Source organism: Ruegeria sp. CDSC054 (assembly GCF_059610645.1).
On record NZ_JBXWOA010000003.1, the window covers coordinates 80,811 to 95,371 of the forward strand.

The window sequence follows — 14,561 nt, forward strand, 5'->3', positions numbered from 1 at the left end:
CTTCTCATGCATGAACGTCGAATACCAGAATGGCTTCGCCATGCGCCAGCACCAAGTGTGCGGGGATTCGCCATTCTGGCGGGTACAGAGGCGATTGCCAGGGGTATTTTGATCTCTGTCTTTCCGGTAGCGATGTACAACGCGCTGAAGGATGCGCGATTTGTGTCCGAAATTTATTTCGCCATTGGCGCAGTTTCACTCTTGATCGGTCTTCTGGTTCCCTACCTGATCCGTTTTGTCCCAAGGAGATGGGTCTATGTGTTCGGCACTCTTTCGTACGTCGCGGGCGCGGTTGTGACGACCGTTGCGACCCCTGCTGCCGTTATTGCGGGGCTCGCACTCACGACTTTCGCCGTTGTGACGACATTTGTGTGCTTCAACGCCTATGTGCTCGACCATGTTGCCAGGATTGAACTGGGACGTTTTGAGACATCTCGGCTTTTCTACAGTGCGCTGGGTTGGACGGCTGGCCCTGCACTTGGCGCGATATTGTACGAATGGTGGCAACCTGTACCGTTCCTGATTGCAGCCGGTGCAGCGATTGTCATGCTTCTCATCTTTCTTGTTATGCGCCTCGGAAACGGCAGGCTGGCACATTCTAAACTGCGTTGCGACAAATCCCCTATCTTGCTGAAAAGCAAGGAGAACGGAAATTGGCACACACGGAATTGGATCTGCACGAGCGGCGCGCCATTGAGGACATGTTGAATGCAAAGATGCCCGTCAGCAAGATTGCGGTCGAGATCGGCAGGCATCGGTCCACGGTTTATCGAGAGATCAACCGGAACCGTTTCGAAGACTCCGAGTTGTCGCATCTGAGTGGCTACTATGGCGTCAAAGCACAACGAACGGCGCAGTCCAGACGCGCTCGGCGGCGAAAGCTGATCCGTTTGGAAAACCTGCGCGCACATGTCATCGACCGTTTGATTGCAGGTTGGACGCCGGAACAGATCGCGGGCCGCCTCGGTTACGACGATCAGCCTGTCCGGGTCAGCCACGAGACGATCTACGCCTATGTCTACAGCCCCGAAGGCCAATCCGAACAACTGGCGCGACACTTGCCGAGCCGACGTAAGAAACGCCGACCGCGTTATGCCAGACGCCCCAGAGGCCAGGTTTTCCCGCCGGATCGGTCCATTCACCAGCGCCCGGAAGGCGTAAAAACACGCGAAGAATTCGGCGATTGGGAAGGCGATCTGATGATCTTCGAGCGCCACACGGGTAAAATGAATGCCGCCTCGTTGGTCGAGCGGAAGACCCGGTTTGCTGTGCTGTTCCGCAACAACGACCGCAGTTCAGCGCATTTCATGAACAAACTGATGGATGTGATGGAACCCCTGCCCCAACCAGCACGACGCTCGATTACATTTGACAGGGGTTTTGAATTCCGAGAGTGGCGCAGGCTCAAATCGGGCATCGGTACTGAGAGCTGGTTCTGTGATCCTCAAGCGCCCTGGCAGAAGGGGTCGGTTGAAAACCTGAACAAGCGGGCCCGCCGATACCTTCCACGCGACACCCAACTCGCGGCGCTCTCAAATCGCAAAATGAAGGCGAATTGCGACCGCCTGAACGGAACCCCGAGAAAGTGCCTCGGATGGCAAACTCCAACCGAGGCATTCAGAGATGAACTCATGAAGCTGAGATAGCGAGAACCGTCGCAACGACCCTTGAGACTTCTGCTCATCACCAGAAGCCAATGCGCTCCCGCAAATCCGTTCGCCTATTTCGGGAGGTTTTTTGCGCAACCGCGATTGGTTGCCGGATGGGTATTCGCAGTCGTTCGTTCCTGCGGGTGGTGGATTTATGTCGTATATCTGCCCATCTATGCGGTTCAGAACGGGCTAGGCAGCCAGCTTGGAGGGATTGCTTTATCGATTTCCAATGCCGCCCTGTTTTGCACCCCGCTGATGCTTAGGTTTATGCAGCGCAGTTCGGTGCGCGCAGCAGTCAGAACCGGATTCCTCATGTCCGGGCTGCTGTTTCTTTTTGCTGGAGTTCCATTCGGAATCCCTGAAGTCACAATCGCGTTCTTAATGATGGGCTCGATTTTCCTGATCTTGCTTGATGTTTCCGCAGGTTTGCCGTTCCTTCTCGCAGTCAAACCTTCCGAACGAACTGAGATGTCAGCAATTTACGCGAGCTTTCGCGATGTTTCGGGTATTATTACACTTGGTGCCGCCTGGCTGGTTCTTCTCGTGGCACCGCTCTCTGGCGTGTTCGCCGCGGGTGGCGCGGGTTTGCTTTGGACGTGGGTTCTGGCTCGTAAGCTGCACCCCCGGTTGGGTCAGACACGCATATCTGTCGAAAGTACTTCAAAGGCAGCTGGCAAAGTTGCTTCTGATATGGTGAGCCTGCCAAACTTAGTCCATGAGAAATCAGTCGCCAGTCGCTTACCGACGGATACATAATAGAGGCCAGCCATTGAGTGACCAAAGCAACTCAGGCGTCAGTACCGTGCGGATTCCAGGATTTAGCAGATACGTTGGACTACAGGAAATGCCATTTCAGCGAATATGTTAAAGCCAAGCCTAACACTTTCGACTCTGTTTCCTACACGAAAGGAATCGTTAGCATTGTAGTCTCGGACTCTAAATTAAACGAGTACGGAAAACGTTAGCGAAACGCCGGGCCATGTGCCCAGACCGTCAACGAATACCGATCACCATTCTCAACCGGTGTCACTTGATGCAACAAAAAGCTTGGAAAGATGGTCGCGCTCCCCTGATGCCGGCTGGCCGTTACAGCATAAGCGCCCGGCATAATCTCCAAGTCACCGCCGTCGTACATCCCGGGTTTGCTGAGCTGTACGACCATAGACAGCTTTCTTTTTTGGGCAACGGGCCCGTCGCCAATATCGGAATGCCACGCAAAATGACCACCATCTGATCCTTTGTAGCAGGCAATCTGCGGGCTTTCCGCGAACTCGCGAAGATCAAAGGCAAACTTGCTGGTGTTGGAGCGACGAACCAGATTGATCAGGCGTGACATCACCCAATCAGAGCCGTCGACGTCGTCCAGCCAAGTCACATCCGCTCTGCGCAGATTGTGATCCTTGTATTGCCCGACAAGCAGAGCCTCGTTCGCCGGGGCTTTTTGTGATGCAGCAACAATTTGCTCACATTCCCGCGCGGTAAATGCACCGGGAATCGAATGAACTTCCAGCATTCTGTACACCGTTTTTGATTGGTACTGGATTTTGCCAAAACACACAGAAGGCGCTGCGCTGTTTTCGACCTAAGAGGCCGAAAGCGACGTAATTTTTTTCCATAATCTCGAATGTTTTCGGTCATGCTATCTGGAGCGGGAATTCCTCTTCGGTGCGCTCGGATCCCAAACGGTATGCGATGCGGGATCAGGGGACGCGAGTATTGCGTCACCTGTGACTGTAATATCCAATGTTCAGGCCTTGGATTTCCCTCAGCCTCCTTTGAATCGGTGATTGTGCCCGCGCCAAGGAAGTTCGCCGGTTGTGTCCCACTCATAATCGCTCGGGCGCAAACGTCGTTCCCGGTTTTCTTTTTCCGGGTCGAATTCGGACGGGTCCCATATCTCGGCGGCATCGCCCCAATCTTGTGGGATTTGCAAATCCTGCTGTTTTGCTACCGAGCGCTTCACGACCCCGAACCGTTGTGACGCAATGAAACGCCTTATATGTTCGGTAACGCGATTTACCCAGCGCCTATCCATCGATTCCTCCTTTCCCTCCACTTCGTTAGTTTAGGAGATCAATGTTCGTTTTCGGAGTGCAAAACCTTATGATTTTTTCTCAACCATGTTATCGACGATCTGAATAGATGTTTGTTTTCAGTATATTGTCTCTTTGAATGTCAATCCCTTCGATTTGGCAGACTTTTATACCTCCTTATACTGATCTGGTCTCGATGGACGGCCGTGGAGAGAAAAATGCGTTTGCAAAGGTCTTTTGGTTGGAGGTACTGGGCCATCTTGGGCGGCGTTTTGATGGTCGTGGTTACCGCAGGTCTAATTTTCGAGTCAGGCAAAAAGCAGCCCGCAGCAACCGAAGCCCTGGAGGCTTCAGAAAACTGACAATTCGCCTACTAGATGGTAAGCTGCGAGTAGTCCGCTATCTCAGGCCGTGACGGGAAACTGTTCTTTTGCAAAGGCACTCAATAGCTGGGCGGCCTTGCAGGGGAGGCTTTCAGGATCATCGTCTGCAAAAACGGCATAGGCGGCATAGGCAAACCGAGGAGCATCCTCAATCACCCTCAACCAACCGGTTTCGACTTCCTGCGCAACTACCCGCCAGGGGAAAAATCCGGCTCCCGGCTGGGCTTTCAAGTAGTTCAGGCCAAGAGTTCCAATACCAAGCTGCAACAATGGCGTCGGAATTTCCGGAAAGTTCAGCAGGTGATCGGCGCGGAATTCTGGCCCCCAGTCGATCAGAACATAGTTTTCTTCAAATGGGCTTCGCGAGGTATCAAAATCGCTGCTTACGAGTACGAAATCATCTTCGAACAACTGCATTGCGGTCAGCCCGACAGTGTTTCGCGGATCATACATCACAGCCAAATCCAGCGCGCCCGCAGTCGTTTGGCTTAGCAGTGTTTCAGTTGAAACCGTAGACCCGTGAACCGCCACATTCGGAAACGCTTGCATAAACTCTGGCATCGCGTCGATCAGGAACCCGTCCCACAAGCTGGGCACAGCGCCGATTTCCAGAGCAGCTTCCACCGCATCAGGCAGGGAGGCGTCGATCCGGGCTTGTGTCCAGCACCTGACAAGTGCCTGCGCGTGTTTATGAAAGCGGTGCCCCGCAGGAGTAAGTGTAGCGCCCGATTTTCCGCGCTCGAATACTGGTCGTCCGAGCTGTTGTTCGAGTGACCGAATACGCATGCTCACTGTTGATTGTGTAACGTAAACCTTGTTGGCAGCCTCCAGAAAACTGCCCGTTTCGACAATCGCCAGAAATGTGCGCGCGAGTTCAATATCCATGGGGTATCTATTCGATCTTCTAATATAATGCATGAAGCAATTTCGCTATTCAACTAAAACAGTATGTGGCAGATTTGGCTCGTAGCATGAAACTGCTGCCGCTGTTCGGTTGCGACCCTAGGGTCTCAGAGTCCCCCATCTCGAAGTGAGTGTCGAAGAACGGCTCCCGGCAGCGCGAAGCATCTTTCATGCTACACGACTTGCCTCACCTGATCGGGAACGTATTGGCCTGCGTTCCCGATCCAAATCGCCGCCGCGCTGTCGTCGCTGTTGCGCGTAAACTGGCTGTTCTGCTCTATCGTATGTGGGCAGATGGCACCGAGTTCCGTCCGGTGACGGTGGAGGGCACAGCATGATCTGAACCGCCCAACACCAAAACTGAACGGGGTCGTCCTCATCGGGCGAGGTTCGTGGATGAAGCCGAATATGGCTGATGCGCAAAGAGAAGCGCGTCCCAAAGCGAGGCTCTCCACTGCCAATCCGACACCTGCGTGCAGCGATGTCCCACGCGGCATCAACCAGACTGCGAAGAGAAGCCTGATCCGGATGAGTGACAAGCGCCCCGATTAAGAAAGAAAAACGAGCTTGACCGATATCCCCAATTAGAGGAACTGCCTTTCGTTACCCCAAGCGAAGCTACAATTTGGCACTGAAAGCAGACTGTCACGAGCGCTCAAACAACATACAAAAAAATGTCATTGGCGTGCCAGAAGCGAACTCATGACAAAGTCCTCCACACAGCCAATTTTCGCGATGACCATAATTGCGAAATGATAGTTGGGTCGCACCTTAAACGTCACCGATAGTCCGGCAGGACGGAAACCGGCTTCACTTCACTACGCCGAAACACGCCAGGTGCACCCGGATCGTTCCATCGAAATAAAGTGATGTGCCAAAGACCCGGACGCCTTCGTGAGGGATCAATCAATCCGATATGCCCGTCTGCTCTGATCCGATCAGCAGCGAACCATGAGGACGGATCCCTACCGGCAGTTACGAGTTTGCGCCAGGGTTGACTGGCAAGCGCATAGATATCTGCGGCCTCGGGGCTGCGCAAATCGAACAACGCGCATCGTTCCACCTCGAAAGTCAGCACAACCCGCGGGCGATCATCCTTCCTGACGTCCTGACCAATAGCGACTTTTGCGCTTTCGACATCAGGGCTCAGATACAAAGCGTCCTGCCCCCGGCGATTGAACCTGGCGGCTGGGCGATCCGGTGCGCCGCGCATGAGGTGAACGTCTGGGTCATCGGCCCAAACAATCTTTACGAATTCTCCGGAAACTTCTGTCAGCATAACGGGTGGCACTGATCGTTTGCGCGTCGCGTTATAGGAAAGACGCAAGGCGGCAGGGGTTTTCCTAGAGCAGAGAAGACGAATGATATCTTGATTGAAATCACTTACTCATGTTTCCTCGCACTGTGTTGCATTTCCAAAGGCCTCTCGCATGACGGCTCCAAAGATCGCCCTCCTTGGCGCAATTCTCGAGTCAAATCGCTTTGCACCCCCGGCTGATTTGTCAGACTTTAAGTCTCTGACATGGCTTACAAGCGATGCTTTGATGTCTGAAGCCAGATCCGCGACACCAAAGCTGGCAATAGAATTTGCGGCCTTTGTCCGGGCGATGGATGCTACGGGCGACTGGACGCCGGTACCCTGTATCTTGGCAGCCAGCCATCCCGCAGGTCCAGTACGAAAAACCGTAATCGAAGAGATCATAGTGACTTCGGAAGACATGCTTCGCTCAGATGGCCCTGTTGACGCAGTCTACATCTGCAATCACGGCGCGATGGTTGCCGAGCATGACCACGACCCCGACGGTTTGTTGATGTCACGTATTCGAGGAGTTGTTGGACCGGACGTACCTGTCACTGCGACACTCGATTTGCATGCAAATATCTCACAACGGATGGTCGATGCCTGTGACCTGATCGTCGGCTATCGGACAAATCCTCACGTCGATCAGATAGAACGTGGCGAGGAAGCCGCCTTTTCGCTGCGCCGGGTTTTGGCGTCGGGCGTCCGGGCCCAAACCGCACATGTCAAACTGCCTCTTGTTCCCGCATCTGTAACACTTCTAAGTGCAGAGCATCCGTATGGCACGCTGATCGACCAAGGTCAGCGACGACAAGCCGAAAGTCGAGGTGAGATCGTCAACGTATCAATCTTTGGCAATTTCCTTTTCTCAGACACGCCTGACAACGGTTTGAGCATCGTTGTCACTGCGCGTGAGGACCAGAAGGCGGCCAATGCACTGGCGGAAGAACTAGCAGACATGGCCTGGTCTTTGAGAACGGATTTCGTTCGGAAACTGACATCCGTGACGGAAGCGATCTCGATTTCCGCTGACCAAGCGCGCACGCCTGTGATTTTCTCCGATGCCGGTGACAATCCTGGTGGCGGCGGCAGTGGCAGGACGACGGAACTGTTAGCCGCTCTTCATGCGGCAAAAGTCGAAGAATGCCTATTCGGTTCCTTTTGTGATCCGGAACTTGCGAACGAAGCCCATGGCATCGGTGTCGGCGGCAAATTCAGGGCACGATTCAACCGGTCTTCCGATTCCAGCGCATTCTGGGCGCAATGGGATGTGCCTTTTGAGGCGGGTGCAGAGGTCTTGGGTCTCCATAATGGAGATGTGGTAGGTGAACTGGGCATGACGGCTGGTCGGAGATTGGCCCTAGGGCCATCCGCTGCGCTTCGTATTGGCGGCATCACCGTGGTGGTGATCACCGATCGCACACAGACTGCCGACCCCGTGTTCTTTCATATGTTCGGGCTGGATATTGCGTCTGCCCGGACTGTTGTTGTGAAATCCCGAGGCCACTTTCGGGCCGGGTTTTCCAACTGGTTTGGGCCGAACCAGGTATTTGAGGTCGACACAGGAGGGCTTACGTCGCCAGTTCACAACCGCTGGCCGTTTGCAGGCTTGCCACGACCGAACTTTCCGATGGACGTCGATACCTCGCGGTAGGCTCAAATGCTGCGCTAGACGGGCTCTGAATATTTGTCGTGTGGCGTCGTCAATTTGACAAACTGCATGAACTGGCGGGCAAGCTGTGACGGCGGTCGGCCTGATGGTAGAACGAAGCTGGTGTCATAAAAGATGGCGGCGTCAAATGGCCTGACTACAACACCATCCATCCCCGTCGACAACAATGGGAACGGGTTGATGAGTGTCACGCCCAAACCCTCACGGACGAGCTCCAGAGCGGCCATGTTCGTTGCCGTTTCTGCAACTTGTTTTGGCCGAATTCCAGCGCGCGCAAAGATCTTTTCGGTGATCGCTCGCGTCCCCAGCCTTCGCAGAAACTCGATCAGCGCGACGCCTTCAAGGTCGTGCGGCGTTACCACTCGTTTTTCCGACAGCGGATGGTTGCTCGGCATGGCGCAGACCACCTGACTGCGGCGCCACGGCATGAGGTGAACACCAGTTCGTTGGATCATCGCACTCGTCAAACCAAGATCGTAGCGGAGGTCGAGAATGCCGGCGACCAGCACGTCTGTCGCCTGAATATCCAATTGAAGCTGCTTTCCTTCATTCTTCTTGAGAAAACTGGCGACCCTAGAGATGACAAAGTGATGCGCCAGTGTCGGCGGCACGATCAGACGCAACGGCTCGTTATCCGGAGTAGCCCATTCTGCGCCCTCGATATCGGCAAGCGTCTCGAAGATTGGGTCCAGTTTTTCGTTGAGGCGCAACGCTTCGTCGGTTGGGTCAATGCGTCCCGACCGGCGGAGAAACAGCGACCGTCCAACTCGGGCCTCGAGTTGCGACAAGGACCGACTTACGGCAGACTGAGAAATCCCGAGACGCCGTGCGGCGCCGATTGTCGTCCCAGTTGTGATCACGGCTCTTAGCGACTCGAACTCGCGCAGTCTGTGTCGGTGTTCCGTCATGCTGCATTCCTCCCCCGGTATGAGCGATTGAACATCCAAACTCTTGGATTGGTCTATGCAAAATTGCATAGCATTGAGTATTGGCAATGATTTTTGCGGTAGCTAGCCTTTTTTAATAGGGCGCGGGATCGGCCGAGGATTCGCCTATTCACAAGCGCCATACAAACAGGGAGTCTTTTTGATGAGGAAACTCACATCTGCGACAGCCGTCGCTGTCGGCATTTTGGCTTTCGGCGTCGGTGCTGTTTCGGCCGAAAAACTGACGATCGGCCTCGCTTCGGAGCCGACGTCGCTCGATCCGCATTTTCACAACTTGGGTCCGAACAACGCAATGTCTGTGCACATCTTTGACCGGCTGATCGCGCAGGATGAAAATCAGCGCCTATCACCGGGTCTTGCAGAGTCATGGGAGCCGATTGATGAATTGACTTGGGAGTTCAAGCTGCGTGAAGGAGTAAAGTTTCACGACGGAAGCGACTTTACGGCAGATGATGTAGTCTGCACCATGGCGCGCGCGCCGGACGTACCGAACTCTCCATCGGGATACGGCACCTATCTCAAGGGTAAGGAAGTCGTCAAGATCGATGACTACACGGTGCACTTCAAAACGGCCGCACCTTATCCGTTGATGGGCAATGACATTTCCACGATCCCTGTGATCTCAGAAGTGGGCTGCGAGGCAACGACGGAAGACTTCAACGCGGGTACGGCCGCCATCGGCACAGGGCCATTCAAGTTCCAAAGCTACACGCCGGGTGAAAGCATCGTGCTGGTACGGAACGACGGCTACTGGGGTGATGCGCCGATCTGGTCCGAGGTGGAATTCCGCCCGATCACCTCCGGTCCGAGCCGTGTTGCATCGCTTCTTGCCGGTGACGTCGACATGATATCGGGCGTCCCGACGACCGATATCACTACACTTCAGGGCAACGATGATATCCAGTTGAGCCAGGGCGTGTCCAACCGAGTGATCTATCTTCACATGGACCAATTCCGCGAGGATTCACCCTTTGTGAAGGCCAATGGTGGCGGCGATATCAAGAACCCGCTCATGGACGTCCGCGTCCGGAAGGCGATCAGCATGGCGATCAACCGCGATGCAATCGTTGAGCGTGTCATGGAGGGGGTTGCGTTACCCGCCGGCCAGCTTCTTCCCGAGGGGTTCTTTGGCGTGTCCGACAATTTGGACGTCGTGGCGTATGACCCGGACGGTGCTAAAGCGCTTCTGGCTGAAGCCGGTTATCCCGATGGATTTGAAATGACAATCCATGGGCCGAATGACCGCTACATCAACGACGCCAAAATCGCCGAGGCAATTGCGCAAATGTTGACCCGTGCTGGCGTCAAGACGGCCGTCGAAACCATGCCGCGTTCGGTATACTTTGGACGCGCTTCCAAAGGCAGCCCTGAGGGTCTGCCGGAATTCAGCTTTATCCTCGTCGGATGGGGCGCGGGGTCCGGCGAAGCGTCCTCGCCTCTCAAATCGCTGATCCACACCCATGACAAGGATGCGGGCTTTGGATCATCGAACCGTGGCCGGCACTCGGATGCTGAAACCGACGCACTGATCGAAGAAGCCCTGCGAACAGTCGATGACGCAAAGCGGCAGGAACTGCTCGCTGCGGCGACAGAGCGCGCGATCGAGAACGTGGCGATCATTCCGACGCACTTCCAGGTCAACACCTGGGCGGCCAAAAAAGGTCTGAGCTACATCCCTCGGACCGACGAATACACTCTCGCGACAGGCGTCGTGAAAGAGTAATCGCAATGCATCCGGGCCGCCTTCGCAGCGGCCCGGAGCCTTTGCCCAGGGAATGTCCTCATGACCGTTTTTGTCATTCGCCGATTGCTGCAAGCAATGCTTGTTGTCTTCCTGATGTCGGTGATTGTCTTTTTCGGCGTCAATATCGTTGGTGACCCGGTCTACATGCTGGTCAGCCCCGACGCGGATCAGGCTGACATCGAAGCTGCCATTCGACGGCTTGGATTGGATCGGTCAATTTGGGAACAGTACTGGTTGTTCCTCAAAGGTGCTGCACACGGTGACCTCGGCGACAGTTTCGTCTTCGGTGAGCCCGCGCTCAAACTGATCCTGCACCATATGCCAGCTACGATGGAACTGGCGTTCAGTGCACTCTTTCTTGCCATCGTGCTCGGTATTCCATTGGGGCTTTATGCCGGGCTCTATCCCGAAAGCCCGCTGTCCAAGGGCATCATGGCTGGCTCAATCCTCGGGTTTTCGCTGCCGACTTTTTGGGTGGGACTGATGCTCATCATGTTGTTTGCCGTTGAACTCAGGTGGGTCCCTGCGACAGGGCGAGGTGACATCGGCTCGTTTCTCGGGATTCACAGCAGCCTTTTCACGCTCGACGGGTTGAGCCACATCTTCCTGCCTGCTCTCAACCTGGCGCTTCTTAAGATTTCACTGGCAATCCGTCTCACCCGAGCGGGTGTCCGGGAAGCGATGGGACAGGATTACGTGAAGTATGCCCGGGCCAAAGGGCTTTCGACCCGACGCATCATTCTGGTGCATGTAATGAAAAACATCATGATCCCGGTAGTGACCGTCATGGGCCTTGAATTCGGCAGTTTGATCGGGTTCTCGGTGGTGACTGAATCGATCTTTGCATGGCCGGGAATGGGCAAACTGCTGATCGACGCAATACTGCAATTGGATCGGCCTGTCGTCGTCGCCTATCTGATGATCATCGTACTGTTCTTCGTGCTGATCAATCTGATCGTCGACATACTCTACTCGATCCTCGATCCGAGGGTTCGTTTGCAGGATCAGGGCGCATGACCGACACCGTCACAGATCATTCGCTGACCCCTGCCAAGTCCCCTAAAGTCGAGACGCCGTTCCAGCGTTTTCGGGCCGAGTTCTTCGAAAGCAGGATCGCGACAGCGGCGCTTGGCATATTCCTGATCATCGTTCTTTTGGCCATTCTGGCGCCCTGGATCACACCGCAGAACCCCTACGATCTTGGTCAGGTCAGCGTCATGGATGGGCGCTTGCCTCCGGGTTCCGAAGCATTCGACGGATACACAATGTGGCTCGGCTCAGACGGGTCTGGACGCGATCTCTACTCGGCAATTCTCTATGGCTTGCGTATATCTCTGACCGTTGGGCTTGCATCTGGAGTGATTGCCCTTCTGATCGGTATGGCGATCGGTCTGATCGCGGCCTACGCCGGTGGCCGGACCGAAGCGTTCATCATGCGCATCGTGGATCTTCAACTGTCGTTCCCGGCATCGCTGGTTGCGCTGATGATGGTTGCGGCACTTGGTAAGGGTGTCGACAAGATCATCCTCGCCCTCGTGATCGCGCAATGGGCCTACTACGCCCGCACGGTTCGCGCGACCGCGCTTGTCGAGCGTGGCAAAGAGTATGTCGAAGCCGCGCAATGCCTTGGAATATCACGACCCCGGATCGTCTTTCGCCATATCCTTCCGAATTGCATGGCTCCTCTGATCGTCGTCGGCACGGTGCAAACCGCCAGCGCGATCTCATTGGAAGCGACGCTTTCGTTTCTTGGCGTAGGCCTTCCACAGACTGAACCGTCGATTGGGGTGCTGATCGCAAATGGCTTCGAGTACATGCTGTCCGGGCGCTACTGGATATCCGTTTTTCCCGGCGTCGCTCTGTTACTGACGGTCGTGTCCATCAACCTTGTGGGCGACCATTTGCGCGATGTTTTGAACCCGAGGTTGAAGAAATGACGGCAGTACTCGAAGTCAGCGGGCTGAAGACCCATTTCTTCACGCACGCGGGTGCGGTCAAGGCCGTGGACGGTGTGGATTTCACCATTTCCAAGGGCGAGGTCATGGGGCTGGTGGGTGAGTCCGGGTCAGGCAAGTCGATCACCGGGTTTTCCATCCTCGGGCTGATCGATCCCCCCGGGCGCATCGTCGATGGGTCAATCCGTTTTAATGGTAACGAGATCGCGAACGCACCGGAAGAGCGCCTCAAAACCTTGCGTGGCAACCGAATCTCGATGATCTTTCAGGATCCGATGATGACGCTCAACCCGGTCCTGCGCGTCGATACGCAGATGATTGAGGCCATTCTTGCCCATGAAAACGTCAGCCGCCAAACCGCCTGGGAAAGAAGCCGCGATGCGCTTGGTTTGGTCGGCATCCCATCGCCGGAAGAACGATTGCAGGCCTATCCGCATCAGCTTTCCGGTGGGATGCGGCAGCGCGTGGCGATTGCGACAGCTTTCCTGAACCAGCCGGACCTCATCATTGCCGACGAGCCGACGACCGCGCTCGACGTGACAATTCAGGCGCAGATCATCCACGAGGCGCAGAAGCTGACGAAACGTACGGGAACCGCGATGATCTGGATCACGCATGACCTTGCCGTTGTGGCAGGGCTCGCGGACCGGATTTCGGTGATGTACGCCGGACGGATCGTTGAGCAAGGCGGTATCGACGATGTGATCGACCGTCCGTTGCATCCCTATACGGTTGGGCTTCTCGGATCGGTTCCGACGGCGAACCGGCGCGGGCAACGTTTGTTCCAGATCGAAGGGATGACGCCAAACATGCTCGCCCTGCCTGAAGGATGCGCCTTTGGACCGCGTTGTCAGGCCCGAACGGCAGCGTGTTCCAAGCGACCCCCGATAGAGGACGCAGACGGTCGCCGCCTTCGCTGTTTTAACCCGCAACGCGCGGAGGAGAAGGCATCATGACAGAACCGCTCGTCGAAATCCGCGGCGTTTCCAAGCGCTTCACCAAGCGTTTGGACGTCGCGGGGAAGATCGCGCAGCGACTTGGCGCGAATATCCGGGAAGAAACGGTCCATGCTGTCGATAACGTGAACCTGTCGGTTCAAAAGGGTGAGGTTCTGGGATTGGTCGGCGAATCCGGCTGCGGCAAGTCCACTTTGGGACGTGTTGTTGCCGGCATTCACGCTGCAAGTGACGGACAGATGTTCTACGAAGGCAAAGATGTTGCGACGTTGAACAGCGCCGACAAACGCGCGGCGACCCTCGCAATTCAGATGATCTTTCAGGACCCTTTTGCCAGCCTAAATCCGCGTATGCGCGTCGAAGATATCATCGGCGAAGCACCGCGTATGCATGGGATCGTCAGCAAGGCAGAGAGTGCGGATTACGTGGACGACGTGATGCTCAAGGTCGGCCTCGACCCCTCGCTCAAGCGGCGTTACGCGCATCAGTTTTCCGGCGGGCAAAGGCAGCGGATCGGGATCGCCCGTGCGCTCGCCGTGAAGCCGAAGTTCCTTGTCTGCGACGAAGCCATCGCTGCCCTGGACGTATCAATCCAGGCGCAGGTCATCAACTTGTTCATGGATCTGCGCGAAGAGCTGGGCCTGACCTATCTGTTCATCAGCCATGACCTGAGCGTCGTCGAACACATCGCCGACCGCGTGGCGATCATGTATCTGGGCCGCATTGTCGAGAGCGCCTCGACTGAGGACATTTTTTCTGACCCACGCCATCCCTACACGAAAGCGCTGCTTGCAGAGGCTCCGCGCCTTGATCAGCGCCGGCGTGAGTTTGCCCCGATTGAGGGGGAAATTCCGTCGCCGCTCGATCCGCCATCTGGATGTACCTTCCACCCGCGTTGCCCGGTGGCGACCGCTGAGTGCCGCACCACTGTTCCTGAACTGAAAGCGGGGTGCGGCGGGCGCGAAACGGCTTGCCTTCTGGAACACGCCGAAACCGTTTGAACGAGAAGCTGGAGA

Annotated in this window: 14 protein-coding genes; 10 read left to right on the top strand and 4 right to left on the bottom strand. The window is 55.6% G+C overall.

Going from position 1 to position 14,561, the window contains the following annotated elements; genetic code table 11:
* Positions 1–6: 6 nt before the first annotated feature.
* From AC2FGC_RS08180 to AC2FGC_RS08190, 3 genes are all read left to right on the top strand, one after another.
* Positions 7–708 (top strand): MFS transporter, encoded by a 702-nt coding sequence (locus AC2FGC_RS08180; protein ID WP_496781937.1) that lies wholly within the window; start codon positions 7–9, stop codon positions 706–708.
* Positions 654–1,646 carry an IS30 family transposase gene (locus tag AC2FGC_RS08185; RefSeq protein WP_496726898.1) on the top strand — a complete coding sequence of 331 codons (993 nt, stop codon included), beginning with the start codon at positions 654–656 and terminating at the stop codon, positions 1,644–1,646. Before AC2FGC_RS08180 ends, AC2FGC_RS08185 begins: the two co-directional genes overlap by 55 nt.
* Before the next feature lie 318 nt (positions 1,647–1,964).
* Positions 1,965–2,408 carry a hypothetical protein gene (locus tag AC2FGC_RS08190; protein ID WP_496781940.1) on the top strand — a complete coding sequence of 148 codons (444 nt, stop codon included), beginning with the start codon at positions 1,965–1,967 and terminating at the stop codon, positions 2,406–2,408.
* Between the two features lie 205 nt (positions 2,409–2,613).
* Here the strand turns inward: AC2FGC_RS08190 and AC2FGC_RS08195 are convergent, their stop codons facing one another.
* Both AC2FGC_RS08195 and AC2FGC_RS08200 read right to left on the bottom strand, forming a co-directional pair.
* Positions 2,614–3,165, bottom strand: a complete 552-nt coding sequence (locus AC2FGC_RS08195; RefSeq protein ID WP_496726894.1) for a 2OG-Fe(II) oxygenase — start codon at positions 3,163–3,165, stop codon at positions 2,614–2,616.
* A 924-nt stretch (positions 3,166–4,089) separates the two neighbouring features.
* Positions 4,090–4,953 carry a LysR family transcriptional regulator gene (locus AC2FGC_RS08200; protein ID WP_496726892.1) on the bottom strand — a complete coding sequence of 288 codons (864 nt, stop codon included), beginning with the start codon at positions 4,951–4,953 and terminating at the stop codon, positions 4,090–4,092.
* A gap of 188 nt (positions 4,954–5,141) precedes the next feature.
* Between AC2FGC_RS08200 and AC2FGC_RS08205 the strand changes: the two genes are divergently transcribed.
* On the top strand, positions 5,142–5,309 hold the full coding sequence (locus tag AC2FGC_RS08205) for a hypothetical protein (protein ID WP_496726970.1): 168 nt from the start codon (positions 5,142–5,144) through the stop codon (positions 5,307–5,309).
* Between the two features lie 440 nt (positions 5,310–5,749).
* On the opposite strand, the gene AC2FGC_RS08210 is transcribed toward AC2FGC_RS08205, so the two are convergent.
* On the bottom strand, positions 5,750–6,250 hold the full coding sequence (locus tag AC2FGC_RS08210) for an RES family NAD+ phosphorylase (protein ID WP_496726891.1): 501 nt from the start codon (positions 6,248–6,250) through the stop codon (positions 5,750–5,752).
* A 151-nt stretch (positions 6,251–6,401) separates the two neighbouring features.
* Between AC2FGC_RS08210 and AC2FGC_RS08215 the strand changes: the two genes are divergently transcribed.
* Positions 6,402–7,925, top strand: coding sequence for a M81 family metallopeptidase (locus tag AC2FGC_RS08215; RefSeq protein ID WP_496781942.1), 1,524 nt, complete (start codon positions 6,402–6,404; stop codon positions 7,923–7,925).
* Positions 7,926–7,939: 14 nt separating this feature from the next.
* Here AC2FGC_RS08215 and AC2FGC_RS08220 read toward each other — a convergent pair whose 3' ends face one another.
* On the bottom strand, positions 7,940–8,851 hold the full coding sequence (locus AC2FGC_RS08220; RefSeq protein ID WP_496781944.1) for a LysR family transcriptional regulator: 912 nt from the start codon (positions 8,849–8,851) through the stop codon (positions 7,940–7,942).
* Positions 8,852–9,032: 181 nt separating this feature from the next.
* Here AC2FGC_RS08220 and AC2FGC_RS08225 point away from each other — a divergent pair, with 181 nt between their 5' ends.
* The 5 genes from AC2FGC_RS08225 to AC2FGC_RS08245 are packed head-to-tail and all read left to right on the top strand — an operon-like array spanning position 9,033 to position 14,546.
* Entirely contained in the window at positions 9,033–10,613 is a 1,581-nt protein-coding gene (locus AC2FGC_RS08225) for an ABC transporter substrate-binding protein (RefSeq protein ID WP_281995934.1), read from the top strand.
* 60 nt (positions 10,614–10,673) lie between these two features.
* Positions 10,674–11,651: an ABC transporter permease gene (locus AC2FGC_RS08230; protein ID WP_496781946.1), complete on the top strand. Its 978-nt coding sequence runs from the start codon at positions 10,674–10,676 to the stop codon at positions 11,649–11,651.
* Positions 11,648–12,571: an ABC transporter permease gene (locus tag AC2FGC_RS08235; protein WP_496726887.1), complete on the top strand. Its 924-nt coding sequence runs from the start codon at positions 11,648–11,650 to the stop codon at positions 12,569–12,571. Before AC2FGC_RS08230 ends, AC2FGC_RS08235 begins: the two co-directional genes overlap by 4 nt.
* Positions 12,568–13,545, top strand: a complete 978-nt coding sequence (locus AC2FGC_RS08240; protein ID WP_496726886.1) for an ABC transporter ATP-binding protein — start codon at positions 12,568–12,570, stop codon at positions 13,543–13,545. The genes AC2FGC_RS08235 and AC2FGC_RS08240 overlap by 4 nt, the downstream gene beginning before the upstream one ends.
* The gene (locus AC2FGC_RS08245) at positions 13,542–14,546 is read left to right on the top strand and encodes an ABC transporter ATP-binding protein (protein WP_496781948.1); all 1,005 of its coding nucleotides are present in this window, start codon (positions 13,542–13,544) and stop codon (positions 14,544–14,546) included. The genes AC2FGC_RS08240 and AC2FGC_RS08245 overlap by 4 nt, the downstream gene beginning before the upstream one ends.
* Positions 14,547–14,561 lie beyond the last annotated feature (15 nt).